The sequence below is a fragment of the Bdellovibrio bacteriovorus genome (assembly GCF_048286975.1).
Taxonomy (GTDB): domain Bacteria; phylum Bdellovibrionota; class Bdellovibrionia; order Bdellovibrionales; family Bdellovibrionaceae; genus Bdellovibrio; species Bdellovibrio bacteriovorus_H.
Genome location: NZ_JBLVRT010000009.1, coordinates 1 through 25,597, shown reverse-complemented (window position 1 = coordinate 25,597; position 25,597 = coordinate 1). Strand labels below are relative to the sequence as shown.

29 protein-coding genes are annotated in these 25,597 nt (G+C 50.7%); 12 read left to right on the top strand and 17 right to left on the bottom strand.

Translation table 11 applies throughout. From position 1 onward, the window contains the following. Nucleotide 1: 1 nt before the first annotated feature. Nucleotides 2-511: a DUF3465 domain-containing protein gene (locus ACNQKP_RS18010; protein WP_417866638.1), complete on the bottom strand. Its 510-nt coding sequence runs from the start codon at nt 509-511 to the stop codon at nt 2-4. A 126-nt stretch (nt 512-637) separates the two neighbouring features. Further along, entirely contained in the window at nt 638-1,114 is a 477-nt protein-coding gene (greB, locus tag ACNQKP_RS18005; RefSeq protein WP_417866636.1) for a transcription elongation factor GreB, read from the bottom strand. A gap of 136 nt (nt 1,115-1,250) precedes the next feature. Between greB and ACNQKP_RS18000 the strand changes: the two genes are divergently transcribed. The 3 genes from ACNQKP_RS18000 to ACNQKP_RS17990 are packed head-to-tail and all read left to right on the top strand — an operon-like array spanning nt 1,251 to nt 6,521. After that, nucleotides 1,251-3,062 carry a hypothetical protein gene (locus tag ACNQKP_RS18000; RefSeq protein WP_417866634.1) on the top strand — a complete coding sequence of 604 codons (1,812 nt, stop codon included), beginning with the start codon at nt 1,251-1,253 and terminating at the stop codon, nt 3,060-3,062. Nucleotides 3,063-3,091: 29 nt separating this feature from the next. Next, nucleotides 3,092-4,678, top strand: a complete 1,587-nt coding sequence (locus tag ACNQKP_RS17995; RefSeq protein WP_417866632.1) for a hypothetical protein — start codon at nt 3,092-3,094, stop codon at nt 4,676-4,678. A gap of 13 nt (nt 4,679-4,691) precedes the next feature. Continuing rightward, on the top strand, nt 4,692-6,521 hold the full coding sequence (locus ACNQKP_RS17990) for an adenylate/guanylate cyclase domain-containing protein (RefSeq protein WP_417866630.1): 1,830 nt from the start codon (nt 4,692-4,694) through the stop codon (nt 6,519-6,521). On the opposite strand, the gene ACNQKP_RS17985 is transcribed toward ACNQKP_RS17990, so the two are convergent. Beyond that, the gene (locus ACNQKP_RS17985; RefSeq protein WP_417866628.1) at nt 6,518-6,733 is read right to left on the bottom strand and encodes a hypothetical protein; all 216 of its coding nucleotides are present in this window, start codon (nt 6,731-6,733) and stop codon (nt 6,518-6,520) included. The genes ACNQKP_RS17990 and ACNQKP_RS17985 overlap by 4 nt on opposite strands. 315 nt (nt 6,734-7,048) lie before the next feature. Here ACNQKP_RS17985 and ACNQKP_RS17980 point away from each other — a divergent pair, with 315 nt between their 5' ends. After that, entirely contained in the window at nt 7,049-7,333 is a 285-nt protein-coding gene (locus ACNQKP_RS17980) for a hypothetical protein (protein ID WP_417866626.1), read from the top strand. Between the two features lie 37 nt (nt 7,334-7,370). Beyond that, nucleotides 7,371-9,275 carry an iron-regulated protein frpA gene (locus ACNQKP_RS17975; protein ID WP_417866624.1) on the top strand — a complete coding sequence of 635 codons (1,905 nt, stop codon included), beginning with the start codon at nt 7,371-7,373 and terminating at the stop codon, nt 9,273-9,275. 62 nt (nt 9,276-9,337) lie between these two features. On the opposite strand, the gene ACNQKP_RS17970 is transcribed toward ACNQKP_RS17975, so the two are convergent. The 4 genes from ACNQKP_RS17970 to ACNQKP_RS17955 are packed head-to-tail and all read right to left on the bottom strand — an operon-like array spanning nt 9,338 to nt 12,240. After that, nucleotides 9,338-10,600: an ABC transporter permease gene (locus tag ACNQKP_RS17970; RefSeq protein WP_417866769.1), complete on the bottom strand. Its 1,263-nt coding sequence runs from the start codon at nt 10,598-10,600 to the stop codon at nt 9,338-9,340. Then, entirely contained in the window at nt 10,600-11,289 is a 690-nt protein-coding gene (locus ACNQKP_RS17965) for an ABC transporter ATP-binding protein (protein WP_011163634.1), read from the bottom strand. Before ACNQKP_RS17965 ends, ACNQKP_RS17970 begins: the two co-directional genes overlap by 1 nt. Beyond that, nucleotides 11,276-11,773 carry a ZrgA family zinc uptake protein gene (locus ACNQKP_RS17960; RefSeq protein WP_417866622.1) on the bottom strand — a complete coding sequence of 166 codons (498 nt, stop codon included), beginning with the start codon at nt 11,771-11,773 and terminating at the stop codon, nt 11,276-11,278. The genes ACNQKP_RS17965 and ACNQKP_RS17960 overlap by 14 nt, the downstream gene beginning before the upstream one ends. 17 nt (nt 11,774-11,790) lie before the next feature. After that, a complete protein-coding gene (locus ACNQKP_RS17955) occupies nt 11,791-12,240 on the bottom strand; it encodes a DUF3299 domain-containing protein (protein WP_417866620.1) in 450 nt (149 codons plus the stop codon). 100 nt (nt 12,241-12,340) lie between these two features. Here ACNQKP_RS17955 and hisS point away from each other — a divergent pair, with 100 nt between their 5' ends. Beyond that, nucleotides 12,341-13,591 carry a histidine--tRNA ligase gene (gene hisS / locus ACNQKP_RS17950; RefSeq protein WP_038451063.1) on the top strand — a complete coding sequence of 417 codons (1,251 nt, stop codon included), beginning with the start codon at nt 12,341-12,343 and terminating at the stop codon, nt 13,589-13,591. Nucleotides 13,592-13,677: 86 nt separating this feature from the next. Here hisS and ACNQKP_RS17945 read toward each other — a convergent pair whose 3' ends face one another. Together ACNQKP_RS17945 and lgt are read right to left on the bottom strand one after the other, a co-directional pair. Continuing rightward, on the bottom strand, nt 13,678-14,295 hold the full coding sequence (locus ACNQKP_RS17945) for a hypothetical protein (RefSeq protein WP_038451062.1): 618 nt from the start codon (nt 14,293-14,295) through the stop codon (nt 13,678-13,680). A gap of 401 nt (nt 14,296-14,696) precedes the next feature. After that, on the bottom strand, nt 14,697-15,755 hold the full coding sequence (gene lgt, locus ACNQKP_RS17940) for a prolipoprotein diacylglyceryl transferase (RefSeq protein ID WP_417866617.1): 1,059 nt from the start codon (nt 15,753-15,755) through the stop codon (nt 14,697-14,699). 83 nt (nt 15,756-15,838) lie between these two features. On the opposite strand from lgt, the gene ACNQKP_RS17935 reads away from it, so the two are divergent. Beyond that, nucleotides 15,839-16,594: a hypothetical protein gene (locus ACNQKP_RS17935; protein WP_417866615.1), complete on the top strand. Its 756-nt coding sequence runs from the start codon at nt 15,839-15,841 to the stop codon at nt 16,592-16,594. 44 nt (nt 16,595-16,638) lie between these two features. Here ACNQKP_RS17935 and ACNQKP_RS17930 read toward each other — a convergent pair whose 3' ends face one another. From ACNQKP_RS17930 to ACNQKP_RS17915, 4 genes are all read right to left on the bottom strand, one after another. Next, entirely contained in the window at nt 16,639-17,379 is a 741-nt protein-coding gene (locus tag ACNQKP_RS17930) for a hypothetical protein (RefSeq protein WP_011163627.1), read from the bottom strand. A gap of 99 nt (nt 17,380-17,478) precedes the next feature. Continuing rightward, on the bottom strand, nt 17,479-18,027 hold the full coding sequence (locus ACNQKP_RS17925) for a hypothetical protein (RefSeq protein ID WP_417866613.1): 549 nt from the start codon (nt 18,025-18,027) through the stop codon (nt 17,479-17,481). Between the two features lie 62 nt (nt 18,028-18,089). Further along, nucleotides 18,090-19,277 carry an RsmB/NOP family class I SAM-dependent RNA methyltransferase gene (locus ACNQKP_RS17920; protein WP_417866611.1) on the bottom strand — a complete coding sequence of 396 codons (1,188 nt, stop codon included), beginning with the start codon at nt 19,275-19,277 and terminating at the stop codon, nt 18,090-18,092. Beyond that, nucleotides 19,274-19,906: a hypothetical protein gene (locus ACNQKP_RS17915; RefSeq protein ID WP_417866609.1), complete on the bottom strand. Its 633-nt coding sequence runs from the start codon at nt 19,904-19,906 to the stop codon at nt 19,274-19,276. Before ACNQKP_RS17915 ends, ACNQKP_RS17920 begins: the two co-directional genes overlap by 4 nt. 147 nt (nt 19,907-20,053) lie before the next feature. Between ACNQKP_RS17915 and nrdR the strand changes: the two genes are divergently transcribed. The 5 genes from nrdR (at nt 20,054) to ACNQKP_RS17890 (ending at nt 22,915) form a co-directional block, all read left to right on the top strand. Continuing rightward, nucleotides 20,054-20,638 carry a transcriptional regulator NrdR gene (gene nrdR, locus ACNQKP_RS17910; protein ID WP_011163623.1) on the top strand — a complete coding sequence of 195 codons (585 nt, stop codon included), beginning with the start codon at nt 20,054-20,056 and terminating at the stop codon, nt 20,636-20,638. Further along, the gene (gene nusB / locus ACNQKP_RS17905) at nt 20,577-20,984 is read left to right on the top strand and encodes a transcription antitermination factor NusB (protein WP_038451055.1); all 408 of its coding nucleotides are present in this window, start codon (nt 20,577-20,579) and stop codon (nt 20,982-20,984) included. The genes nrdR and nusB overlap by 62 nt, the downstream gene beginning before the upstream one ends. Next, entirely contained in the window at nt 20,984-21,436 is a 453-nt protein-coding gene (locus ACNQKP_RS17900) for a hypothetical protein (protein WP_417866606.1), read from the top strand. Before nusB ends, ACNQKP_RS17900 begins: the two co-directional genes overlap by 1 nt. Before the next feature lie 79 nt (nt 21,437-21,515). After that, a complete protein-coding gene (locus ACNQKP_RS17895) occupies nt 21,516-22,070 on the top strand; it encodes a GTP cyclohydrolase (protein WP_417866604.1) in 555 nt (184 codons plus the stop codon). Then, nucleotides 22,070-22,915 carry a pyruvate, water dikinase regulatory protein gene (locus ACNQKP_RS17890; protein WP_417866602.1) on the top strand — a complete coding sequence of 282 codons (846 nt, stop codon included), beginning with the start codon at nt 22,070-22,072 and terminating at the stop codon, nt 22,913-22,915. The genes ACNQKP_RS17895 and ACNQKP_RS17890 overlap by 1 nt, the downstream gene beginning before the upstream one ends. Before the next feature lie 58 nt (nt 22,916-22,973). On the opposite strand, the gene ACNQKP_RS17885 is transcribed toward ACNQKP_RS17890, so the two are convergent. The 4 genes from ACNQKP_RS17885 to ACNQKP_RS17870 all read right to left on the bottom strand — a co-directional run bounded on the left by ACNQKP_RS17885 (nt 22,974) and on the right by ACNQKP_RS17870 (nt 25,440). Next, nucleotides 22,974-23,432 carry a hypothetical protein gene (locus ACNQKP_RS17885; protein WP_417866600.1) on the bottom strand — a complete coding sequence of 153 codons (459 nt, stop codon included), beginning with the start codon at nt 23,430-23,432 and terminating at the stop codon, nt 22,974-22,976. A gap of 114 nt (nt 23,433-23,546) precedes the next feature. Further along, nucleotides 23,547-23,936, bottom strand: a complete 390-nt coding sequence (locus tag ACNQKP_RS17880; RefSeq protein WP_038451051.1) for a hypothetical protein — start codon at nt 23,934-23,936, stop codon at nt 23,547-23,549. Beyond that, nucleotides 23,936-24,928: a hypothetical protein gene (locus tag ACNQKP_RS17875; protein ID WP_417866598.1), complete on the bottom strand. Its 993-nt coding sequence runs from the start codon at nt 24,926-24,928 to the stop codon at nt 23,936-23,938. The genes ACNQKP_RS17880 and ACNQKP_RS17875 overlap by 1 nt, the downstream gene beginning before the upstream one ends. 80 nt (nt 24,929-25,008) lie before the next feature. Next, nucleotides 25,009-25,440: a hypothetical protein gene (locus ACNQKP_RS17870; RefSeq protein ID WP_417866596.1), complete on the bottom strand. Its 432-nt coding sequence runs from the start codon at nt 25,438-25,440 to the stop codon at nt 25,009-25,011. Between the last annotated feature and the right edge of the window lie 157 nt (nt 25,441-25,597).

Sequence of the window (25,597 nt, the reverse complement as noted above, 5' to 3'; positions counted from 1 at the left end):
TCTACTCCTTACAGTAGTACTGCCCGTTCACGTACACATATCCATCCGGGCGTCTGCCGCGGGGATCGTGGTGAAGCCAATGAAGCAGTCCACCTTTGTTCGTCCAGATAAATTGCCCGCCCATGGCGATAACGTCGCCCACTTTCAAAGGCACACGTGGGCACATATCCAGATTATACACAGCCTGCATCAGCTCGCCATTGGAAAGACGAACAACCCATTTTTGATGCTCCAGACCACTGTTGTCGTCAGGCAGAACCTTTACAACTGTCAGGCTGCCACCTTCAACGAAGTCCTCGCGACGACGATCATTCACCGCGCGTACCAGATCGGAATCACTGGCAGTTTCATCCAAAGACGCGGACTGCTCGTAACTAGAGTCTTCACTCTGGCGGTTTTTTTCCCAGGATTCCTCACGATTGTTGTGGCGTTTTGCTTCAGCTGTTTCAACGTGAGCGAAAACAACGGCGAAGGCGAAAAGATAAATACTGACTTTAGTGATGAATTTCATAGCTCCCCCTGCTATGCGCGGGAGTTTGCTAAAATGTGCGGACAAAGACAACCAATAAAAAAGGGATGCCATTGAAACATCCCTCTCTGAAACCATTAAAAACTGATCTGAAACGATCTGTAAAATTTACTTAAACTCCACGTTCTCGATAGTTACGAACTCTTCGCCGGCAGGCTTGATGATTCGCACCTCATCTCCCAGTTTTTTTCCAAGAAGCGCCCGCGCCACAGGTGATTTCCAGGAAATCTTGCCCGCTTTAGGATCAAACTCGTCTTCACCGACGATCTGATACACCACTTCATCCCCGTCTTCATTGACCAAGGTGACCGTGGCACTGAAAAGCACCGTTGTGCCCTTCATCTGTTTTGGATCCACAAGCTCGGCATCTTCGATTCGTTTGGTCAGGAAATGCACACGACGGTCGATTTCACGCAACCGGCGTTTGCCATACTGATAATCCGCATTTTCTGAGCGGTCCCCGTTGCTGGCGGCCCACGCCACAACTTCCACCAGTTTCGGACGCTCCACGTGCATCAACGCGTGATATTCCGCCTTCAACTTAGCCAGACCTTCGGGGGTGATGTAGTTCTTATTGCTATCCATATGGCAAGACTCTAGACCATCTTCCAGAAGCCTTCCAGCAAACTTTCCACAATTTCTTTACATCATCCTCGGACCTAGACTTTAGCTCCCTTTAATACTGAGACAGTTACTCCGAAAAAAGGATGAGGAGGAATCGATGAAAAAACAGTGGAAACGTCTGCTTATCGCTGCACTAAGCTCGTCATCCGTTTTTGCTGCGACGTGGTTCTGGTATCAGTCCACGGCTGACACACGCTCCTCCAATTCCAATGAAAAACCGCTGGCGTACGTCGGAAAAGTTGTTGAAGACATTCAGCGCCGTCCGGCTTCACGTCTGTTGTGGCAACTCGTCAATTCGGGTGAGCCTTTGTACAACGGTGAAGCCATTCGTACCAGTGAACGCGGTGAAGTGCGCATTCAGTTCGTGGATTCTGATCGTTATCTGGATCTGGAACCGGAATCACTCATCGTGATCAAAAAATCCGAAGGCGAAATCGCCCTGGATTTGATGGAAGGTAGTTTGTTCGTTAACGCCAAAACCGGCGCCGCTGAGGGGGATGCTCCAGGGCTGGTTCTTAATTCTGCCAACGGTAAAGTCGATCTGTCCCAGGCCTCCGCAAGTCTATCCAAAGGCCGCGGCGATTCTGTCGACGTTCAAGTCCTTGAAGGTAAAGCGTCCATCAAAGGCTCTGACGGTCAAAGCAAAGACCTGACCACCCGTGAAGAAGTCAAAATCCTGACTCCACTGCCACAAAAACCGGTGGCAATGGATGCTGAAAATCCAGACGCCGTGCCGTTCCAATGGCAGGGATTCCCGGCCAACTCCAACGTCACGCTGTGGGTCGGCCCCAGCCGAAAACAGCTGAAACCGCTGATGAAGGCTGCTCCAAATGCAAATCAACTTATGGCTTCACTGCCCTTCGGTCGTCACTACTGGAAACTTGTAGCGACAAATCCGCAAGGGTCGGTGGCTGCCGAAAGTCCTATCTATAAAACAGAAGTTCTGGCCCGCTATGCGCCGACTATGGTCTTCCCGACTGCGGATGCGGAAGTGCCAGCGGTACAGACTCCTTATGATATGTCCTTCAAATGGCAAATGGGTGAAGACACCCGCCAGATGACGTTGGAACTGTGGGCCGATGAGCAGTTGAAAAACAAAATCTCCACCAACACGTTCACCAAGGAAGATTCTTTCACGGCCCGGGGGCTGAAGGCAGGCTCCTATTACTGGCGCATGACCACGTACTTCCTGGATACGGACAAGCCGTCTTTGGGCAAAGTGCAGAAGTTCACGATCAAGCCAGCAAACCAAGTGAATGCAAAAGTCGAATTTGTTCCCGTGCAGATCAACTTCACCATGCCTGAAAAAGACATGGTTCAGTACTATGTTGAAAAACCACGCCTGGGCCTTTCCTGGAAAGTGGATAAGACTGAGAATGTCTCTGCATGGCGTGTGAAATATCACACCGAAGAAGAAGACCCGGCTCTGGCACAAAGCTTTGACGTTAAAGAAGTTCAAAACACGCAAGTGCAGGCTCCGGTGGCCCGCCCAGGCCGCTACATCGCTTCGATCGAGGCCTTAAATAAAGACGGCAAAGTTCTGGGTGCAACAAGTTCTCAGATCCTGACCGTCAGTCCCCTGCCATTGCTGGAAGCACCAAGCTTCACCCCAGCCGAAGGAACGTTGCAGGCTTCTATGGACGGCCGCACACAGCTGACCTGGAACGCGGTGGAAGGTGCCAAGGAATACTGGCTGACCATTCGCAAAGATGGCAAGGAACTCAAACGCAGCAAATACATGCAAAACTCCACGGCATTAAAAAATCTTTTGCCGGGTGAATATGAAGTGGAACTGACAGCTGTCGACACCTATGGAAGAAACAGCCAATCCGGCCCGGCAAGAAAACTGCTCGTACCGGACAAGTCCAATGTGCGAGCCCCTACTTTAAAGAAGATCAAGGTTAACTGATGAAGTTAGGCAGTGCGTTCATTTTATTAATGATCTCTTTCTGGACCTCGATGGTTCTGGCGGCGCCTTATCGCCGTCTGGTGAACTTCGAGTGGGAGGCCATTGAGAACGCCAAGTCCTATGAAATCGAACTGAAACAAGTTAAATCCAGCAAGGAAGAGGAAGCCAAAACCTTCACCTTCAAAGTCACGGAAGCAGCCTGGAACGGTCGACTGACTCCGGGCAAGTACATGATGAAGCTTCGTTCGCGAGACTATCGTGGTGTTCCGGGTGATTGGAGTGAACCAAGTGAATTCAACGTCGGCCTTGAGACCGCCGTGCTGAAATTCCCCGGTGCCCGTGTGAAAATGGCCACCAAAGAAACCGACACCACTTCGCTGGAGTTCAAATGGGCTCCGGTGGGCGGAGCTGATCAGTATCACTTCGTGCTGACTTCGGATGACGGCAAAACCCAGATCACTGAAACCTTGAAGGATCCGTCCTTTAAAGTAAAAGTCCCAGTGGCTTCGCACTACACGTGGAAAGTTTCCTCATCCAACAACGAGGGTATCACCAGTGATGCGACCGCCGTGGGTCAGTTCACCCTGCTGGGTAAACCAATTGAAAATCCGCGTATCGAAAAGCCGGAAAGCGATTTCGTGCGCGAATTGAAATGGACCCGTCCCGATCACGTATCCAGCTATGATGTTTATCTTTTGAAATATAATACAGCTGATAAAAAGTGGGAAAAGCTGAAAGTGTATGAAAACTATCAGCAGGATACATTGCCATTCGATGACAATCTGCCGGGCGGAAAATATCAGGTCGTGGTTCGTGCCAAGTCAGACTTGCGCCCTTCGGCCCCACTGGCAAAACAATCCTTCTCGGTGCGCAGCGGGGATCGTTCTCCAGCTGCTGAATACACGGCGTTGGTTCGTAAGTCCATTGATCGCGTCACCGGATGGTATGCGGTTGCAAGTTATTTGATCACTGAAATGTCCTATCAGGGCGTGAATCCAGAAAAGAACTCGTCCGTGGCTTACAAAGCCCTGGGCGGCACCGGCCGCTTGGGTGTGGGTTGGTTCAATCCACACACGCCATGGGGATTCCTGGGAATCATTGATATGAGCGGTTTTACTTTCAACGGCAAAACCCAGACCTTTGCTTCTGCCGAAGCCAATGCCGTCTATCGTCGTGCCTTGGGTGATCGCGGTGAAGTCCGCTTCCAGGCAGGCCCTTATTACAAGGAACTTCCTGAAACTGTCGGTGATCCATTCTCGGGATCTTCAGAAGATCTTAAAATCAGCTCTGCCGGTCCGCACTTTGGTGCTGAGTACTGGTATTCCCTGACCCCGAAACTGGGTATCCAGGTGAATGCGCATCTGTATATGTCCCTGATGAAAATCAGCACACCGAATGGTGAGCCGATGGAACCCAAGATGTCGACTCAAGTAGGCTTCCTGGGAAGTTATCGCTTCACGCCGCGATTTACAGGATTGATTGGTTATGCCATGCGCGAAGATAAAATGTCGTACAAGGCTAAAACCGGAACGGACAGCTTTGCCTCTGACGGAGACGTCAACGAGTCCACCATTATTGGTAACTATCTAAATGTCTTTGCCGAGTGGAGCTTCTGATCAGGAGAGAACTATGAGAATACCTATTTCGACAAAACTCATTACAGTCACGATCCTGATCCTGGTTGCTGCCACCGGGACCATCACCTGGATTTCATCCTCTTACTTTGAGAAGAAAGCCGCAGAGCAGGTCGATATCGCGAACCTTGAATCTGCTGCCGCCAAAGCCAAAGAGATCGAAAACATCATCGCCAATCTGGTGGACAAAACCCGTGTCACCGCTTCCCTGTTGACCAAACGAACCAACGAACAAGCTGACACTGGCGACAACTTTGATTTCAACTTTACCAAAGACAAAAACTTCATTTCCCTGGAAGTTCTGAAACTGGACGGCACCAGCGTGGAAACCGTGGCTCGTCGTGTGAAAGAGGACGTGCTGAAACCTTACGGCCTTAACTCCACTTACATGATTCACGTGCGTTCATGGCAGAAGTTCCCGATCCGCTCTGTGGCTCAGGGAAGCATTGAAATCAAAAATGCCACTTATCCCAAAGCTCCGGCGATGATCACGATCGGCATTCCGCTGATCCGCGATGAACAAGGCAAGATCACTCACGTGGCTTTGGCCGATGTGACGCTGGCGCCGTTTGAAAAGCCCTTCACCGACCCGTCTGAACGCACGCAGTACCTGATTGACCGTCATGGGGAACTTTTAGCCCACAAGGACGAGCAAAAAGCCATGGCGCGACTGAACATGGCCAAATACCCGATCGTGCAAAAAGCACTGACGCAAAAATCCCCGCAGTTCCAAACCAAGTTCCTGAATCCTGACAACGACAAGGACTACTTCGGAGCTTCCGTAAAAACATCTTACGGCGCCACAGTGATTTCCCAGACATCGGAAGAAACCATCCTGGAAGTTTCCCGCGAAGTAAAACGCCGGGCGATCTTCGTCGCGGGTTCCGCGATTTCCATGGCGATCTTCTTTATCTTCCTGTTCTCTATGACCCTGACCTCCCCAATTGAAAAACTGGCGGAGATGATCAACCTCGTGTCCAAAGGGAACTTCAACGTCAAAGCCCGCGCGCAGGTAAAATCCCATGACGAAGTGGGTGATCTGGCCGAAGCCTTCGATCACATGACCGAGGGTTTAAAAGAACGCGACAAGGTGAAAAGCCTGTTCTCGAAATTCCACGGTTCTTCGGTTGCGGAAGACTTGATCAACAAGGATATCGGTGTCGGCGGTCAGACCAAGGACGTTGTCGTCTTCTTCTCGGATATCCGTGGCTTCACGGCGTTCTCGGAAAAAAGATCTCCGGAAGAGGTCGTTGAGATGCTGAATGAATACTTTGGTGTGATGGTTAAAATCATCAACTCCCACGGTGGGGTTGTGGATAAATTCATCGGGGACGCGATCATGGCTGTCTGGGGTGCGCCGAAAAGTTCGGACCGCGATTCCCACCAGGCCGTGCGTGCGTGTCTTGAAATGCGCCGCGCTTTGGAAGGCCTGAATGAACGCCGTATCGCCCGCGAACAGCCGCCGATCAACATCGGTATGGGTCTGCACGCCGGAAAAGCAATTTCGGGTACCATTGGTTCTGATGAGCGTATGGAGTACACGGTGATCGGAAACACGGTGAATACGGCTTCGCGAATTGAAGCCTCCACCAAAGCTTTCGGTGCGGATCTGTTGATTTCAGACACCGTCATCGAAAAAATCGGTGAAGACTTCAAGACCGAACTTGCCGGTGCCGCCGAGGTCAAAGGACGCTCGGAAGCTTTGAAAATGTTCAAGGTGCGTGGTTATCGAGCGGAAGATGGCTCGATGGTCGAAGTGCGCACGGCCTATTCTGACTATGAAGCGGAAGCCGCTGACAAGGTCAAAATCAAAGATGCAGCTTAGGGCACGCTGGCGGGAGCGCGTGAAGTGCTTGCCGCCGCCACCTGCTTGCGGCTGAACTCTTCTGCCACAGCAACAGTCTGTCTATATTCCGGATATATAAAGGCTTCCGTCACGTGAACCTGTCGGGTGGGATCCTTCGTTCCCACGCTGGCGCAGGATACAACATTAATAAGCAGCAGACACAAAAGCACTAGCTTAAGATTGATACGCATGATTCCCCCCGGAATCCACTACCCTTGCATTTCCCTTGCCGCCTTTAAAGCAACCTATTGCTTATCGCCGTTGATACCCTGGTCACTGTCTAAAAGCTGGTTGACGTTCCCCACCCCCTGTTAGCGGACTGTACATCCCATTCCCATGTTTAAACACTGGGCGCTTTTCAGGTTTATCCCAGACAAATCAAGCATTCACAGAAATTAAGGAACGGTAACGCCACCAAATCGTGAACAGCCCCCTGCATGCGATTTCAATCACTTAAGTGCTGGCCTGACCGTTGCTTTAGGAACATTCCCACGGGGGGGGATGCTATGAAGAAGGTAATGGGCGGACTTTTACTATTCACACTGATCGCACCAGTAAAGAGTTTTGCTAAAGATGGTATCGGCACCGGTGACTTTAATCAGATGATTGAAGAAAACAACGCTGCTGCCAAGAATCTGAACAACACCATCACACGCAATGTCAGTTCAGAAAACACCTTTAAAGGTGAAGTGATCACCGTCGTGCAAAGCACGCGCAATCCGGTGAAATACAACCCCTTCCTGCTGGAGGATGAAGTCGAAGTGAAATCACTGCGCGACCAGAATCACTAGTTCGCAAGTATTCAGTTTTAAATCCGGGGGGATTTTCGTGAATAAAGTAACTAAACTTTCCAAAATTGTTCTGTGTGGAGCGCTTGTTGAGGCTGTCGTAGGTTGCAGCCAACCTGTACGTTTTGCCCCCTCAGTCCTTGAACAAAGCTCTTTGACGGACAACGTTTTCGGTCAGACGCCGGTGATCCCGGAAGTTGAAGAACCGAAAGTCGATCCGTTCAATCCATATAAACACATGTCTGACATCAGCCAGGGTGACGATTCCATGACACCCAATATTGCCGCTGACGACGGCTTGAACGGCAAAGCTGTTTCAAACTGCGAGCGTCAGCGTGCTGACGGCAGTGACCGCTATGAAGAAGAACGCCAAGCGGCCCTGGCGGCGGCGAAAGCGGACACTTCTTTGATTCCAGTGCGCTTTTCCGTGTCTGCCGGCAGTGCCGAAGACGCAATTGCACAGTGGTCTCACGAAAGATCCATCCTGCGTAAAGAATCCAATGGTGTGACACCATTCTATGTTGGCGCGGCCAAAAAAGACAGTGCGGCGGATGCCTGCAAATGGTCCACGAACTGCAATAAAACGGCGGTTAAAACCAATCACTTCCACTATATTGCTGACCACCAGCAAGCCCGTCGTGAATTCATCGCAGGTGAAAAATGCTTCTTCAGCACCGTGCGCGCCATTGCCAGTGTTGATGACGCGGGTGCCGTGACAGTCTTTCAAGAAGGTGCCACCGCTCCAGCAGACGTGCTAGCCGTGCAAAACCATTCCCTGCGTAACTTGTACTATGGTGAATCCTATGAAGACGTCGTTGACTCTGGCAGTCCCCGTCTGTTCAAGAAACTGGGTGATGGAACTCCGAACATCGTTTCTCTGTACGTCGCTGACTTGCGTGAAAACGTTGTCGATAAATCCGGGAAGACCGTCAGTATTCTGACGCCGGAATTTATCAAACTAAGCAAAGGCCTGACCCGTGGTGATGAAGTGCGTTTGACCTTCAAAGAGATCTTCTCTTTAAGAACTATTTGGACCGAGCGTGATTTCGTGACCAACGTGCTTTCCTCCCAGCGAACTTCCAAAGCCGGCACCCTGTCTGCTTACGAAGGTGTGCCGCAACTGATCCAGTGGCTGGTTCATTCCGGTGTCGAGGGTACTGCGATGAGCACCAAGTACACTCCGCTGGTTCTGGATTTGGGCGTAAAAAATGTTCGCACTTCCAGCCTTGAAGGCGGAAGCTTCTTCAACCTTGCCAATATCCAGGCGCCAGTGACTCACATGACGGCTTGGTTGGGTGGTAACCTGGTTGTGCGCGAATCCACAAACAATGTGAACAAAACCCACTTCAGCCGTGAAATTGATGACGGCTTCCTGGTGGTTCCGAATGGGGATGGCAGCATTACAAGTTCTCAGAACCTGTTTGGTTCTCAGATGAAAGTGTCTGTGAACGGCGAAGAGAAAACTTTTGCCAACGGTTTTGAAACTTTGGCGGCGCTGGCGGCAAAAGACTGTCAGTCCGAAGATCCAAAGAAGCATTACCTGGGCCCTTGGGATGGTGAACTGTACAGCCAGAAAATCAAAGTCTGGGTGGACAAAAACCGCAATGCGGTGGCGGATGCCGGTGAAGTGATCAGTCTGGCAGATGCGAAAGTCGCTGCGATCAATGCCTGCCATGTGGTTTATGCCAATGAAAAAGACAAGTACGGCAACAGCACTGAATTGCGCTCTCCGTTCCTGATGTTCAAACAGGGTGAAACAGAACTGGCAGAAGAAGAACTGCTGACCCGCCTGGCAACCGGAAAAGACAAAGACGGCCAGGATGTGGAGTTCCGTCTGATGGTGGATATTTTCTTTAGAGCTAAACCAGGTGTGATCCTGGAAAATGTTGATACGACGGGCCTTCCGGCTGTAGGAGGTGCCCAGCTTGCACAAATTGTTCAGTAGATAATTCCGAAACCTAAGAGACATGAAACCGCAGGTCGCAACGCCTGCGGTTTTTTATTTTTTTAGATACGAACGCTCAGTCCGTCTTTCAGGGCCAGCTTCTGCGCACGCAAAGCCGGAATCAAACCAATCAGCGTCCCGCCAACCAGAGTGATGATCAGATACATCAATTCATAACGAGTGACCCATGGGCCCACCAGATACAGACCAAACTCGGTTTCAATCCACGGTTTCAACACCGCGATCAAACCCCAGGATGTCACAAGCCCCAACGCCACACCCACTGCCGTCAAAAGTGCGGATTCAAACACCAATAGCCCCAGAATCTGATTGGATTTCGCACCCACCGCACGCAAGATCGCCATTTCACGACGGCGCTCATTCAGTGTTGTCGTCAAGGCAATCAGCATGGCCATGAAGCCCACGGCCACAACCATCCAGGAAATCATGCGAAGCACGCCTTCAACGTAAGACAATCCATTCCAAAGTTCGCTCAATGTCGCCCCCGGAATGATCGCCAGCAATGGCTCGCCTTCATAAGTGTTGATTTCGCGCTGAAGCTTCAAGGTTTCGATGCGGGACTTGGCCCCCACAAAGAACGCCGTGATAGTGTGAACCTTCAATTCGTTCGTCAGCTGTTCACGCGGAATCACTTTGTCCATTGCCGGAGCGGCGCCATCTTGCCAGTCCACGTGCAAAGCTTCCATCCCCTGCAGGGACATGTAAACCGCACGGTCCAATGGCGTGCCGGTCGGTTCAAGAATACCGGAAATCACAAATGGACGGTCATCGTGCTGCAAGATGCCTTCGCCCTTGGTCACACCGTGAGCGACAACAATGCGATCTCCCAGACTGTATTTCAGCTTACGGGCTACATCCGCACCGACCACCACATCCCAGATGTCAGCAAACTCTTTGCCTTGAGCAAACTTCACCTGCTGGTCACCACGATAGTGATAATGCTTGAAGAAGTCTTGAGTCGTGCCCACCACGCGGAAACCGCGATGGCCATCGCCCAAAGAATAAGGAATAGTCCATTCAATCGCCGGGTGTGCTTTTACTTTTTCATAGGTTTCATAGGAAATGTTATGAGTCGCATTTCCCATATTGAACACTGTATACAGAATCAACTGCAGGGGACCGCTGCGCGCACCGACGATCAGGTCGGTCTTGCTGATGGTTTGCGTGAAGCCCTCTTCCGCGGCCCGCTTGGCACGCTCGACAGTCAGAAGCAAAGACACACTCAATGCAATGGAGATCACCGTCAGCGTTGTTGCGAACGCCCGATTCTTCAGGGATTTGATTGCCAACTTCAAAAAGACCATCACACAACCTTGTTAATGGATTCTAAGGAGATTGAACGCGTAAAGAGTTTTTCAATGCTGCGGTCATGGGACACAAACACGACAGTCGTGCCATAAAGCTCGGACAGTTCAAACAGAAGCTTCAGGAACTTTTCGCGGTGATCTGCATCCAGGGCCGAGGTCGGTTCGTCTGCCAAGAGCAGATCCGGTTTCCCCAAAAGGGCGCGGGCCACAGCCACACGCTGCTGTTGTCCGACACTCAGTTCCGTGACACCTTTTTCCAGCAAGTCGGAAATCCCCAGATTGCCACACAAAGCGCGGATCACCATTTCGGTATCCACACTGCCCAGACGGGCCTTGCGGGCGGGACTGAGATGCAGCGGAAGTTCTATGTTTTCACGAACCGAAAGATACGGAATCAAATTGAAGCTTTGGAAGACATAGCCCATATGTTCCGCGCGGAAGGAATCACGCTCGGAATCGGACATTTTAACAAAGTCACGTCCCAGAATCTGCACAGTCCCACTGGTCGGACGAAGCACGCCCGCCAGAATCTCTAACAACGTTGTTTTACCTGTGCCACTGGGGCCGTAAAGAAACAGCTCTTCGCCCTTTTTCACCGTAAACTCAGGAACGTGCAGCGTGGGATTTTTCTGACCTTCATAGGTGTAAGACAAATCCCGGATGGTGATCAGATCACTTGAGCTCAAGAGTTTCTCCGTTCTTGCCAACCTCCAGGGACTTTTGCACCTGGTCGGCCAGCACTTCGACCTGCACCTTTTTCAGGCGCGGGAAGACTTTCTGGAAATTGAACGTGATGGTACTGCCTGCCACCGGCGCTTCACAGGAGATATTGAACTCCCCTTCGACGTCGGAATGGTTTTTCTTTTCGATGACTTCGTACATGTCCAGTTTGATTTCACACTTCAAAGCAGGATCCAAAACCACCATCTCGGATATTTTTTCGCCAAGCTTGGACAAAGCTTCTTCTTTTTTCTGCTTGTCCTTTTTGGATTTGGCCGCGTGTTCGAATCCGTAGATGGATTCCGCAGGAGCATGGAACTCCAATTTTCCTTTTTTGCCATCAAAGGCCAGACTGACTTTGCCAGCGCCGTGAACGTGTGCCGCCTGATTGTGAGCAGCGTGATCGGAATGCGCCATGGCCATCAGGGAAAACAGAAGAACTTTCAACATAAAGACCTCCTTGAAAGTTATTTGTAAGGTTCGATCGCCTCACCGATGAGTTCGAACGAGGCGTCCCCGTACATAGACTTCTTAGTCACTAGATTCAAAGTTCCGTGGACCCAGATCGGCCCTACAGCCGCATCGGTTCCGCGTTTCATCTTAACGTACACCATTTGATTCGGCGGTGGTGGTGGAACGTGGATGCAAGCCTGCGGGCTTGGCACCAAAAGGAACTCCACCACTTCGCGCTGATTGTCTTCAAGAGGCACCATGAAACCCGGGATCTTGACAGTCTTCCCGTCCAGCGCCTTCAACTCGGAAGAGGAATTGCCAGTCACATAGTCCATCTCACCCAGCAGACGCCAGTCGACCTCAACACCATTCAATGCGGCGCCACCGGATCCGGCGAACTGATAAATGACGGCAGCTGTGACAGCCACCAGAATGAACGCTCCTGCTAATACCCACTTCTTCATAATTCCATTAAAGACGCTCCCCTCTTTAAAAGCAATAGCTTTGCGCACCGCCCGTGCCTCTGATATAACGATGTTTTGTAGTCAAAAAAGGGCCAATTCCATGAGCAATAAAATTCAACGCGTCCGCGGCACTCGAGACCTGCTTCCTGAAGACAGCATTCTTTTCCGTTTTGTCGAAGAATCAGCCTATGAAAAGGCACTTTTGTACGGATACGGAGAGATCGAAACCCCTATTTTCGAGTTTTCTGACGTTTTTCACCGCACTTTGGGTGAAACTTCCGACGTTGTGAATAAAGAGACTTATGATTTTACAGATCGTGGAGGCGAAAGTCTGACGCTCAGACCCGAGGGCACTGCGGGTGTGGCTCGTGCTTTTATTTCAGAAGGCATGATGCAGAATCTTCCACTGAAGTTCTATTATTCCGGCCCGATGTTTCGTTATGAGCGACCACAAAAAGGACGATATCGCCAATTTTACCAATTGGGCGCAGAGTGTTTAGGTTATGAGTCCCCATTGGCCGACGTGGAAACGATCTCTTTGGCGTGGGACCTGCTGAAAAAAATCGGCATTTCTGCTGACTGTACTTTGGAAATTAACACCCTGGGTGATGCTGAAAGCCGTGCGGCTTACCGCGATACTTTGGTGAATTACTTCACAGCCCATAAGGATCAGCTTTCCGAAGACAGTAAAATGCGTCTGGAGAAAAACCCGCTGCGCATTCTGGATTCCAAAGACGAAGGCGACAAAAAGCTGAATGCCAACGCACCAAAACTTGAACAATCCTTGAATCAGACTTCCCAGGACTTCTTCAAGAAGGTCATCGCGGGCATCGAAAAGCTGGGCATCCCTTACAAGATTAATGATCATCTGGTTCGTGGACTTGATTATTATTGCCACACGGTCTTCGAATTCACGACCACCAAACTGGGCGCGCAAGGCACTGTGCTTGCGGGCGGTCGTTATGATGGCCTGATTGAAACCATGGGCGGACCAAAAACTCCGGGTGTGGGCTGGGCTGCCGGCATTGACCGTTTGGCTGACTTGACTCCGAAAGAGCTGGCAACAAAAAAAGAAGTGATCATTGCCGTGGTGGGTGCCGACGAACAAGGCGAGGACGAAAGCGTCAAAGTCGCTCACGAAATGCGCGTTCGCGGCTTTAAAACGGAAAACTTCCTGTCCGGCAAAATGGGCAAGAAGATGCAAAAAGCCAACAAACTGGGCGCACACTATGCTCTGATTTTGGGTGGCAACGAAGTGACTAATAAAACGGTCACAGTGAAGAATTTCACCACCGGGGAGCAAAAAGAAATCACCCGTGCGGAACTTCAGACCTACCCGTTTTCGATCTGATTTTTCAGATGTGATTTAAAAACAAAAAACCCGCTTCGAAAGAGCGGGTTTTTTATTTCAGGACCAGATTTTCAGAACAAAAGCACTTATTGGATATTACGCAGCTTGAATTCCATTTTCGGGAAGACAATCCCGCCGCCAAAGCCCAGTTTCACCGCGACGTGAAACAGATCATTCACCCGATTTTGCGCAGGCAACCAAGAGCCCTCAAGGCCCAGAAAAGCTTCGGCCACCACCCCGACTCCACGGCCGTAGACCGCGCCGTTAAGTTCGCTCAATGACACTCCACTTGGGATGAAGCTGAACATCCACTTGTAGGCGACCTCAAACTTCAAGCCGCCATTTTTGAAATCACAAAGATACAAACCTGGAACACGCACCACTTCATCTGTGCCCGGCACCAGGAAAGCCGCATCAAAAGCCCACACATCGTGATCCACAAACAGACCGACATTCATACCGTGGGCATACAAATAACCCTTGATAGGAATTTTATCCCCCGGTTGCACATTGAACTGATTTTGCAAAGTAACAACCAGCTGATCGATCTGCTCTTGATTCAAGCGGGTGTTCTTTTTCAAAGACTCCACCAGAACCTCTCGCGACATCCCGGTATCTTTGTCAAAATCCAAAGCCCAAGCCGTAGCCGATCCCAACGAAAGACAACCCAACAACAACATGGACAGAGCAAGTCTGATGATCATGATGATTTCTCCTGTTGGAAAAAGGCTACCGCTTATTTGAAAAAATCAGTAACAAAAAATTTGGAGTTCAGCCACCCCACCCTCAACATGCAAGCCGTCCTGTACCCCTACAAAATAAACGCACCGCTTCGGAAAAAGTAAGCAGGTACCTTTTCCACCAACGCAGAGCTTCTGCAAAAGTAAGCAGGTACCTTTTAGAGAAGCCGGTATGAGGGGGAATGGTTGGGGGCTTTGCAGCCTCCAACCGAGTTCCGCAGCGCCAAGAAAGCGCGGCATCAGTAATCAGAAAACAAAAAAGCCACCCTTGAGGTGGCTATCACAAAACAACCAGAGCGCGAGGACTGTCCGAGCGTTGGAGGCTGCAAAGCCCCCAGCCAGTCCCCCGTGCGTACCGGAGCGATCTATTTACGGTTTAGCTTAATGGAGTGCCCTCTCTGCCATCCCGGAATTTTCAGGGAAGCAGCGCGAGTCCATACGACCATCAGGATCAACCCGACAACAAACATAGCAAGGCTCAACCACTGACCACGAGTCAGACCCAAAGCCTGGAAGCCGATGTGTGCATCTGGCATGCGGAAGTGTTCATCAACAACACGAACCACCGCATAGATCAGCACGAAACAAGCTGCGATAAAGCCCGGCTTGCGTGGTTTTCTCCATAGGAAGAACAAGAACATAAAGATCAACAGACCTTCACCGAAAGCGGCGAACAGCTGGGACGGATAGCGCGGGGTCAACAATGGCGCAATTGCCTCTTTGGCTGCGGTGTTGCCGTCCTGGATGGATTCAATCACTTTGTTCAAAGTTGCATACAGCTGCTCACGGGCTGCCATGTCGAAGCGGAACTTATCAACAAGCTCCAGCCACTGTTCGCGGCCCACGCCGACTTTTTCAACAACCGGAACAAGTTCCGTCAGTTTCGCAGCTTCCTGACCTGGCCAGGAAACGATGTCTTGCGGGAACTTCACTGCCAATGGGTAGGTCGGGTCACAGGGACGACCGACAAGCTCACCATTGATGAAGTTGGCAATACGACCAAAGAACACACCGATCGGGCCCGTCACCGCCACCAGATCCAGCAGGTACAGAGAATTCACAGAATACTTGCGCGCATACAGCAAGCACGCAATCACGATCCCGATGATACCACCGTGGCTGGCCATGCCGCCTTCATTGACAGCAAGCACACCCCAGTATGGAAATTCAGATTTGAATTTCATGAACAAATCCGGGCCATAGAAAAGCACGTAACCCAGGCGACCGCCCACCAAAGTACCGATGGCAGCATAAGTAATAAAATCGCCGACCATTTGGACAGACAGACCGGCACGCTGCCTTTTAGCCAACCAAGTGATCAGTATATAGGCGCAAATGAAACCCATCATGTAAGACAGGCCGTACCAACGAATTCCGAAATCTCCGGAAATCCTTAAAGCAAATGGATCGAAATCATGAACCACAGACGCATCCTTCTTTGAGACATACAACGGTCTCGATAAGAGAATTTTTGGACCTTATGGTAATAAAGCGAGAAAATGGGGGTATGTCCAGATTTTCATCTCTACTTCTACTGTGCATTATTTTGACCGCGAGCTTGTCTCACGCCCAGACCGGCAGTCGCTGGGGCAGCGGTATTGATTTCACCAAACGAGCCACTGCCCGCGAAGGCAGCCGCTGGTCCCTGTCGGAATGGCTCGAAATGAAAAACCGCAACCGCATGATGGATATGTGGCTGTCGGTGAATTCCCCGTCACCGTACGAATTTTCACTCGGGGGCTCTTACAATTCATTCAAAACCGAGGACCCCGACAACACGGCCGTGAGCGATTCTCATGTGTCGTTCATGGGCGAGCTGTCGGCCTATGCCCAGTTCGTGGGCCTGACCGCGGAATATGAAAACAACAGCGAAGAGGAGTTCAACGACCTGACTGGTATGCTGAACATCCGCGTGCTGGGAAATTCGATCCAGAACACCTCTTTGACCCTGCACTACGGGCTGCGCACGCGTGAGGCCGACCAGAGGCTGTCGCAGCAGTTTGGACAGGTGTCGCTGCAGGTTTATTTGACCAAGTACTTTGGAATTGACGGGAAATATCGCTATTTCCTTCCCACCTCCACGGATGAATTGGGAGATGTCGAAGGCAATCGCACCGAAGCCGGGCTTTTTATAGACTTTAAAGCCGTTCGGATCTTCGGAAACTGGTACAAGGAGAGCCAGAAAACAAAAATCCCTGCTGCTGCCGATGACACAGTCACCGATCGCACAGGGATCAGGTCAGGACTTAAGATCTTCTTCTAGAGAAGACAAAAGGCCCGGTTTTGCCGGGCCTTTTTTTATTTAAACTACTCTAGTTCGATCAGCTTGTTTTCGCCGCTTACGAAGTAAGACTCAGTAGCCTGCTCGTGAGCCATTGGAGAAGTCACTTTCCACTCCATGTTCATTTGCATACCAGCTACAGGATCACGCTTGGAGCCTGTGTTGAACACAGACGGGATGATCGCGTTAGCGTCGAAGTTGAAGCCCCATGCAACAGACAGGTTCGCTGGCATGAAGGTCGCGTTAGTGATGTATTTACCAACGCCATCAGCTGAACCACCCGCAGTGTAAGTCACGCGGTAAGAGAAATCGACAACAGACATACCGAAGCCGTTTTCATAAGTTACGTTGTAAACTTTGGACTGAGGAATGTTCCAACCAGCAAGGTCAGACCAGCAAGTCAAACCAGCAGGAAGAGCGTTTGCAGTGTCCAATTTCACGTTAACAACAGATTTACCCGCGTTGATAACTGCGAAGATTTTTTTACCGATATTGATGATTTGATCCACGATCAACTCAATAGCATTCAATGGATTCACGTCGTTAGCGATAGCGGACTCGCCTGTGAATTTCACGCGCAATGGGCGCTGAGAGTTGCAATCCTGAGAAAGACCGTTTGCACCTTTGGCATACGTTTCCATCTGTGGATATTGAGCAGTTACGTCACGAACGATAACTCTCTTGATTTCGAAGTAAGCTTTGTCTGTAGCGAATGCGGATGACGCCATACCCAGTGTCAACGCAGCAGCGATAATAGAACGAATCATTTGGACCCCCTTGTTTCGTTGGCAGGGGTCATATCAAGGCAAATACGAGCTTTCAAATGAAAAAGCCCCGATGCTGACTATTTAACCTTTCGCAAGGCGTTACCACTCTTTGGTGAGCGTAAGCATCGGGAAAATCCAGGATTTCGAATTGGAGGAGCTGGTTTCAGTGCCGTCGACGGTCTTCTTTGTATAATTTGCCAGGTAATAGTTCAAAGACGCCCCAATATGGAAGCCCTCTTTGAACTCGGGCATGACCCCGAACTGAAACCACATGCTGGTCCCCGTCCATTTCTCGCGGTCCGTGCCGTTGGCAAAGGTGGCAGTGCTGAGGATGTTGTAAGCCATGCTCAGGCTGTAGAGTTCATGACGGCCGAACTGCCACTTCACGTAAGGGCCGGTGTCACTGGCAGTGAAGTCGATCGTCGTATCGTCTTTGTCGGTGTGGGAAATTCCGGAATAGTTCCATCCGCCCCAGATGTGCTTTTTCAGACTGAACAGCAGACCGATGTTGTAAAAGTACTTGGCGGAGGTTTTGGTTTCGTCGGTGGTCAGATTGTCTGACATGTAGGTGCCACCCAGTTCCAGCAAAAAGCCGGCATGGGCATTCACGGAAAACAGCACTAAGAGGACCACCAATAGTTTCTTCACAGAATCTTTATCGGTGCCTTTACTTAGGACCCCGAGGCCAGTCGGGGTCCAGTTGCAGAATCTTAATTTCGCTTCAGCAAGGCTGCATAAAAGCCGTCATAGCCTTCTTTGTCCGGACGAACGTGAATTTGCTTGAGCAAAGTCCAGTCTTTCCCGTGTTCAGCCATGAATTTTTCAATCTGCTTTTCGTTTTCACTCGGCAAAAGGCTGCAGGTCGCATAGACCATCTGCCCGCCTTTTTTGGTCATGTTGCAATAGGTGCTCAAGATCTCGTACTGCAGTCCATGCAGACGGTCGATCTCTTCGTTGCTCAGCTTCCATTTGGTGTCAGGATTGCGGCGCAAAACACCCATTCCGGAACAAGGCACGTCCAGCAACACGCGATCCGCAGTGTCGTACAGGCGCTTGATCACTTTGTTGGAATCAATCAAACGTGTTTCGATCACGTCCACACCATCCCGGCGGGCACGGACTTTCAGCTCTTTCAATTTCCATTCATGAATATCCAGGGAGATGATCTTGCCCTTGTTCTTCATCATGGAAGCCATGTGCAAGCTCTTGCCACCTGCACCAGCACAAGCGTCGATCACGCGGTGACCGGGCTCGATGCCCAGAAGTGGCGCCACCATCTGGGAAGCGGCATCCTGCACCTCGAACAAACCCTGTTTGAAGGACTCGGTGATGAAGACGTTTTTACGTTCCACCAAGCGCAGAGCGTTCGGCAGATCCGGAGAAACTTTCGTGGCGTTGATGCCGTCTTTTTCCAAAGTTTTGATCAGCTCATCCGGCGTGGTTTTCAAAGTATTGGTGCGCAGGAACACTTCCGCGGGCTTGTTCAAAGCGCGCATCGCATCCTTCCACTCTTCACCCAACTCTTTGGTGCCACGTTCGTGCATCCAGTCTGGAATGGACTGAGCAATCGCGAACGACGACACGTTCTTTTCACGGGCGATGACTTCTTTCGGATCAAGACCGTCAAGCTCTTCCCAGTCAGGAAGTTCGTTTCCGCCGCGCACCCAGTACGCGCCCCACACTTTCCAAAGATCGTTGTCATCAGCAAGGTGGGACAGCAGACGCTCCCAGCGCACGATTTCGTAAACAGATTCAGCAAAGAAACGGCGGTCGCGGGAACCCCAGCGGGTGTTGGCCTTCAGATGGCGCTGGATGACCTTGTCGGCATAGAAACCCTGTTCAAAGATTTCATCCAGAGCGGTGACAATTTCAGATACGAGATGCTTGTGAATTTTCAAAATGTAAACACCAGGCCAGTGGCCAAAAAGGTTCCGTTGAACTGCCCGGAGGACAGAATAAGAAGGTGGTTTTTTAAACCAGCTTCAATGAAGAATCCAGTGTTTTCAAAGATATTGAAGAATCGTGCCCCGGCGACAACCTGATAATCCAGGGACAATGCAGATTTTCCAGAGGCCTGTTTAAAGAACACTCCCAAACCGGCACCCGCACCGAAATACAGCGGGAAACGTGAGGTCGCATCCGGGAACATGATCATCGGAACAAACGCCAGTTTATTCGTAGTTTCGCCGCCGACATCGTATTCGGAGTAATCAATTCTTAGCAGCATGTCCATGGAGTTGTACCACTCGCCCACTCGGTAAGTGACCCCGAACTGATTTTTCCCCACATCGTCTTCCTGACCATTCTTGCCCCAGTCATAGGATTGCGACGCCATGTAACGGCCAAAGTGCAAAGCCAGGTAATGATCCGACGGACCGCCGCCGGTATTGAATGAAGAGGATGAAGCCGTATCACGCGGTTGGAAGTACTTCGCAGCAGCGTCACGGCCGACCACGGGCTGGGAGTCTTGGGCTGTGGCAATGGAGCTCAAAAACAAGGGCAAAATCAACGATAGAAAAGTCTTCACACGCACCTCAATTCTGGCTTCTATTCTATTCAGTTTTCCCTCTGGCGAGGAAGTCGTTGACACGCAAAGTCATCAACACTAGACCCATTGACTCAAGACAGGCGCCTCCCTAATCTCCGGCTAGCTTTTTGGACGGGACTAAAGACTATGAAATGCCCTTTTTGCGGACATGCTGATGACAGAGTTTTGGATACCCGAGTGCAGAAGGACGGAAGCATCCGCCGCCGTCGTGAATGCCTCGAATGCAAAGCCCGTTTCTCGACTGTAGAAACGATCATGCTCGCGTTCCCGTTCATCATCAAAAAAGACGGCCGCCGCGAACCGTTCAGCAAAGAAAAAATCCTGAAAGGTCTTCAAGCCTCCTGTCAGAAGCGTCCGGTCAGCCTGGCGCAGATCGATGCGGTGGTTGAAAAGATCTCTGCCTGGGTGATCAATCGTGGTGAATCCGAGATCTCTTCCCGTCTGATCGGGAAAAAGGTCATGGCTGAACTAAAACAACTGGATGACGTTGCCTATATTCGCTTTGCAAGTGTATACAGAACCTTCAAAGACGTTCAGGAATTTGTGGAGACTCTGGAAGACGCCGAACTTCTTGATTTTGTCGACGCAAGTAATCCACAATTAAGCCTCACCGCTATGACATTTGTTGAAAGCGAGAAAAGTACGAACCATGAAACTGACAGCAAGACGCCAAGCCCGCGAACTCGCCCTCCAGGTCCTCTTTCAAACTGAGTTTGCTCCGCAGATCAGCTACCAAACATTCCTAGAAGTGTTTGAGCAGAGTCTTGACCCCGAAGTGATCACTTATGCTGATCTTCTCGTGACCGGTGTGAAATCCAACAAAGAAGCGATTGATTCCAAGATTCAGGCCTCCAGCGCCCACTGGAAAGTGGAACGCATGGCGACCATCGATCGCAACATCCTGCGCATTGCCGTTTACGAAATGCGTTTTGCGGCAGACCCAATCAAAGAAAACATCGCCATCAATGAGGCGGTGGAAATCGCCAAAAAATACGGAACTTCCGATTCTGGCAGCTTCGTTAACGGACTTCTAGATCAAGTCGGCAAGGCTCACTAATGGCTCTTAGCGTACTTTCCCAGGCCAGCGCTCTCAACCCGGGTTCCGACCTGTGGATTGTGCCTGATCTGGAAAAGTCGCCGTGGACCGCGAAGCTGGATTGGTACCTGAATTTTCAGGTGTGCAAATCCTCGCGCCACCAGTCCCCGGCACTGCCTGAGTTCTTGGGCAGTGTATTGGAACAGACCGAACTGAACAAACCCGCGATCCCTGCGGTGTCTGATCAGCCGCTGATGATCGCCTCGGACAAACTTCTGCCAAACAAATGGGTCGTGATCCTTCCCTGGAACGAAGACCTTACCCAGTGGACCGCCGAGATCTTCCGCATCTGGAAGAATCTGAACGAACCCACTTTGCGCATCTTCATGCCACCTGGACAAAGTACCGGGAACCTGCAGATCGCCTGGCAGTCCCACCACCCGGTTCAGGAATTCACAGTCGTCCTTGATTAAACAAACGTTTCTCCCCACAATTAAATAAACCGCCAACACCAACATCATCATTTGGCGGAGCATCTTAGTGGGAGCGTTCATGGAGAAATTTTCGCAGTCTTTGGTGTCAACAATCACAAACCTTCAGAAACGACTTGAGTCTGTTCTGGATAATGATTTTGAAGCCAAGGTGGAAGCGTCAGAGCGCCATACGCACTTTGAACCTTCCCGCGATCTGTCTTTGGTGCGCGGCCTTTCTTTGGGTCTGCCGGAAGATCATATTGATCGTGCGATTGTGGTGTTCTCGCGCCTGGCCTTGTTGTTTGATGCCGGCGTCATGCTGGAAAACCACGACGGTCAGTGGAAAGCGCAAGCTTACTTCCATAAAGGTGCGACTCACCTTTTGAAAAACAACTCCAAGTCCTTTGTTAAAATTCCGCCGATGAATCTTCTGTCAGTGATGACCACCGCATCCCAGCCGATGCTGGAAAAGCTGCAGCTGCAACATCTGGATCCGGACAACAAAACGTCCTGCCTTTTGATCAAAGCCAGCCCTGACTTTGCCTTTATTCTTTTCTCGGGCATGGCGGACCTGTGGCTGAAAGAACATGTCGAAAACGTGCGTCGTGCACTGATCAACGGACTTGCTGACTGATGGACGGCGACAACAAAACCTACACCATCTATATTCTTTCCGACAGTACCGGCGAAACCGCCGCCACGATGATTCGTGCGGCTTTGGTTCAATACACCACCAAAGACGTCAACATCATCCGCTGTAAAAACGTGCGTACTGAAACCCAGGCAGAAGCCGTCATCGAAGAATGCTTCGAGCGCCGAGGCATGCTGGCCTACACCGTTGCCAGTCAGGGCCTGCGCGCCAAAATCCGCGAAATGGCTTCCGGCAAAGGCATTCCGTACTTTGACCTTCTGGGCCCGCTGCTTTCCACCTTGGACACTTTCTTTGGTCAGCATTCCGAAGACACTGTGGGGGCTTTGCGTGCGGTGGATGAAAGATACTTCAAACGCATTGAAGCCATCGAATACACCGTGAAACACGATGACGGTAAAACCTTTGCCGAACTGGACAAGGCGGACATCGTTTTGGTGGGAATTTCCCGCACCAGCAAGACGCCGCTTTCCATCTTCCTGTCCCACAAGGGCTGGAAGGTCGCAAACGTCCCGCTGGTATTGGACACTCCCCTGCCGGAAGAATTGTTCAAGATCGATCAACGCCGCATTGTGGGCTTGATCATCGATATGGATTCCCTGCAGCGTATTCGCAAAAGCCGTTTGGAAAAATTTGGACAGGATCCGGGTGGATCTTACGCTTCGATGGCTCACATCGCCAAGGAAATCGAATACGCTGAAAAGATCTTTAAGGTGAACCGCCGCTGGCCGGTCTTCAACGTCACAGAACGAGCGTTGGAAGAAACAGCCAGCGAAATCGTGCGAATCATCGCCGCCCGTCTGGGACTTCCCGACAGCGTTATCTTCTAGTACGACGGCCGGGGCCGCCTTGGCCCGCGCTTTCACTCGGCCTTTGCGCAAAGTTCAATTATTGCTTGGTGGCGGTGTATTCGCCTAGGACGGAGCCGTCCTCGAGAGTGGCTGTGCCGGTGATGATCAAGGGGCCAGTGTCGCTTTGATATTTTTTGTAGTTTTGGGCGTCCACTTTGGCTGTGTAGTTCACTTTGTAGGATTGGCCGTTTTCATTGGCGACAATTGAAAAATTCAGAGCGCACAGTTGGTCCCGGCTTGTACAATAGCCGCTGCCTGTGATGAGTGAAGTAAAGGCGCCTGGAACTATCATTATGCCGACAAATTCGCCTTGAAATTCGCTTAGCTCCATCGGCTTTTCTTTTCCTTTCAAGGTCATCTCGTCGATAAAGACTTTGTCGCCGATGGTAAGTTCCACGCGGTAGTCACCGTCGACAACCTTAGGGGTGATGGTTTGGGACATTCCGTGGCAGGTAAAAAGCAGGATTGCTGAGGATACAAGAAACTTAAATAACATGATCAGGTCCTTTCATCAGTTTGAAGAACACGTCCAAACTACGACGAACGAACACCGATTATTAGTTCATTAAAGTTATTGATGATTAACTTTTGGGAATATGTCTGGAAGCACTTAAAATTTGAATTTAATGGTTTGGATTTTGGCAGTCCCGTTTTCTTTCACGAAAACGACATAGCCATGGGATTCTTTTTTCAGCCCGTCCAGTTTCATGCAATAGGCCGATTCGCGCGGCTGCGGACGCATGGGCTGCACCGGGGCGTTTTCTGCGCACTCGCTGATGTCGGAAAACGAAATCCCCTGATCCAGGAACTGAATCAGCTTGGCTTTTTCAGCGGGCAGCAGTTTTTCAGAAAGTTCATAATTGGCACAACGTAAAAGGTCAGATTCATTGGCTCTTTGTTTTTCACAGGCCCGGAAGGATTTCCATGCTTTGCGGGCTTGGGATGCATCGACTTTTTCCCCTGCCGACCAGGCCAGGGACAGCAACAACAGATACATCATCACTGCGCCCCTTTCTTTTGCTTTTCACCGAAAAGTTTAAACAACAGATAGTCCCCACCACCCGACATCGCCGCCTGGGCGGTATCAATGACATCTTTGGTGGTCATCGGCGAGGCTTTTTCAATTTGGGAATTTCCCGTGCCGCGACACTTCGGATGCAGCAGCAAGGCGGCTTTGTCCGCATGGATTTTTTTGGCCGTCTCGCAGGCATTTGCATCCACCGGACAATTCATATTCCATTTTTTTGTGACCGCGGTGATCCGGTCATGAATTTCCTGGGTGGCGAAGCTGCTGCAATTGATAGTTTCATCCATCGCCGGTTCAAAGTAATTGGCCAGATCAAATTCGCGGTTTTGCACAAACTTTCCGTCTTTGCACACGATCAAGGGGGGAGCTCCATCAAACAGATCACGCCAGAAATAAAGGCCTTTATAGTTGGCCATCAGATCGGCATAGGATTTCACACCGGGACGCTGCAACCCCCACGTCGCATTTTCCTGCATGATCCCAACCTCCAGCGCCTTTTTCACTTTGTCAGCCGGAAGCTTGGGGTCCTGTCCGACCATGTCCCAATACATGGAACCGTGAGAAAAGAAGTGATCGATCTTATCAAACCCCACAAAGAAGGTTTGACCCTTCACTTGTACTTTGGCGCTTTGGGAAAAATAAAGCTGCGTGTAAGGCTTGCCGGATCCATATGGGACCTCGGTGTGAACTTTCGGCCCCGCCTGCGGCACATTGAAATACAACGCTTTGGTGATTTGCGGAAGGTTGCGATCCAGATCGTCTTCCAGATATTTCAAAAATCTTTTGCGATCACAGGATTTGCTGCTGTAGTTGTAGTTATCAAGTGCCATCGTCAACAGAGCGTTCACCACGCGGTTGATTTCCGCATTGGCCACCGCCGCGTTTTTATCACGGCGGGCGGAAAAATTGTCAGGCTCTCCAGCAAAGACATTCCAGGAAAATAAGAAGACTAAAAAAAATGCCATTGGTTTTATTATCCAATGGCATCGTCATTTTTCCCAGTTTGTTGCAAGGCCCTAAACAGAATCAGACCTTGGTACTACGGCTAGGGCTGCTGGCCACGCTTCCCGGCCCACAGTTCTATTCCTTCAGGGGTCAGAACCAGATTGAAGCGGTCTTCCATGGAGCTTTCAAAGGCCATTTCAAAGGACTGCTGGAACTCAGTTGTTGCCACCACTGCCTTCACACTGCGTCCCTGGATTTTCACGATCTCAGACGGCAGGAAACGGATGGTGCAAGTGGCTCTGACATCCTCCCGAGCGCATTCGATTTTTACACTTTCATCGGCACTCAGCCAGCGATAGCGGCCCTCAGCTCCCACGGCATCCATGAACTGCTGGATTCGCCCGTAAGCGCCACGCTCGTTCAGCAGAACGCCGACCTTTTCCGCGCGATGAAACACCGCCACGGAGTCCGCCGCGGCCTGGGCCCCTGCTCCTGCCAATAACATCAAAATCACAACCATCAATGCCTTCATACAGAGTCCTTTCATTTAGGTGACCTTAAAGATCCCCGTGAGGAATACGAGAAAAATCACTGAACCACATAAAAACCAGTCAGACACCATAGAATGCCCCGTCACAATCCTGACAGTTATGGTAATTTTGCCTATCAAGTCCCCACCCCTTTACACC

Bases quoted from the DNA above. Each gene is read 5' to 3' on its own strand.
- ACNQKP_RS17970 (WP_417866769.1), bottom strand. From the start codon at position 10,600: ATGGTCTTTTTGAAGTTGGCAATCAAATCCCTGAAGAATCGGGCGTTC.
- ACNQKP_RS18000 (WP_417866634.1), top strand. From the start codon at position 1,251: ATGAAAAAACAGTGGAAACGTCTGCTTATCGCTGCACTAAGCTCGTCA.
- ACNQKP_RS17995 (WP_417866632.1), top strand. From the start codon at position 3,092: ATGATCTCTTTCTGGACCTCGATGGTTCTGGCGGCGCCTTATCGCCGT.
- ACNQKP_RS17990 (WP_417866630.1), top strand. From the start codon at position 4,692: ATGAGAATACCTATTTCGACAAAACTCATTACAGTCACGATCCTGATC.
- greB (WP_417866636.1), bottom strand. From the start codon at position 1,114: ATGGATAGCAATAAGAACTACATCACCCCCGAAGGTCTGGCTAAGTTG.
- ACNQKP_RS17935 (WP_417866615.1), top strand. From the start codon at position 15,839: ATGTCCAGATTTTCATCTCTACTTCTACTGTGCATTATTTTGACCGCG.
- ACNQKP_RS17880 (WP_038451051.1), bottom strand. From the start codon at position 23,936: ATGATGTATCTGTTGTTGCTGTCCCTGGCCTGGTCGGCAGGGGAAAAA.
- ACNQKP_RS17985 (WP_417866628.1), bottom strand. From the start codon at position 6,733: ATGCGTATCAATCTTAAGCTAGTGCTTTTGTGTCTGCTGCTTATTAAT.
- ACNQKP_RS17955 (WP_417866620.1), bottom strand. From the start codon at position 12,240: ATGAAGAAGTGGGTATTAGCAGGAGCGTTCATTCTGGTGGCTGTCACA.
- nrdR (WP_011163623.1), top strand. From the start codon at position 20,054: ATGAAATGCCCTTTTTGCGGACATGCTGATGACAGAGTTTTGGATACC.
- nusB (WP_038451055.1), top strand. From the start codon at position 20,577: ATGAAACTGACAGCAAGACGCCAAGCCCGCGAACTCGCCCTCCAGGTC.
- ACNQKP_RS17980 (WP_417866626.1), top strand. From the start codon at position 7,049: ATGAAGAAGGTAATGGGCGGACTTTTACTATTCACACTGATCGCACCA.
- ACNQKP_RS17875 (WP_417866598.1), bottom strand. From the start codon at position 24,928: ATGGCATTTTTTTTAGTCTTCTTATTTTCCTGGAATGTCTTTGCTGGA.
- ACNQKP_RS18010 (WP_417866638.1), bottom strand. From the start codon at position 511: ATGAAATTCATCACTAAAGTCAGTATTTATCTTTTCGCCTTCGCCGTT.
- hisS (WP_038451063.1), top strand. From the start codon at position 12,341: ATGAGCAATAAAATTCAACGCGTCCGCGGCACTCGAGACCTGCTTCCT.
- ACNQKP_RS17870 (WP_417866596.1), bottom strand. From the start codon at position 25,440: ATGAAGGCATTGATGGTTGTGATTTTGATGTTATTGGCAGGAGCAGGG.
- ACNQKP_RS17900 (WP_417866606.1), top strand. From the start codon at position 20,984: ATGGCTCTTAGCGTACTTTCCCAGGCCAGCGCTCTCAACCCGGGTTCC.
- ACNQKP_RS17930 (WP_011163627.1), bottom strand. From the start codon at position 17,379: ATGATTCGTTCTATTATCGCTGCTGCGTTGACACTGGGTATGGCGTCA.
- ACNQKP_RS17895 (WP_417866604.1), top strand. From the start codon at position 21,516: ATGGAGAAATTTTCGCAGTCTTTGGTGTCAACAATCACAAACCTTCAG.
- ACNQKP_RS17885 (WP_417866600.1), bottom strand. From the start codon at position 23,432: ATGTTATTTAAGTTTCTTGTATCCTCAGCAATCCTGCTTTTTACCTGC.
- ACNQKP_RS17960 (WP_417866622.1), bottom strand. From the start codon at position 11,773: ATGTTGAAAGTTCTTCTGTTTTCCCTGATGGCCATGGCGCATTCCGAT.
- ACNQKP_RS17945 (WP_038451062.1), bottom strand. From the start codon at position 14,295: ATGATCATCAGACTTGCTCTGTCCATGTTGTTGTTGGGTTGTCTTTCG.
- ACNQKP_RS17890 (WP_417866602.1), top strand. From the start codon at position 22,070: ATGGACGGCGACAACAAAACCTACACCATCTATATTCTTTCCGACAGT.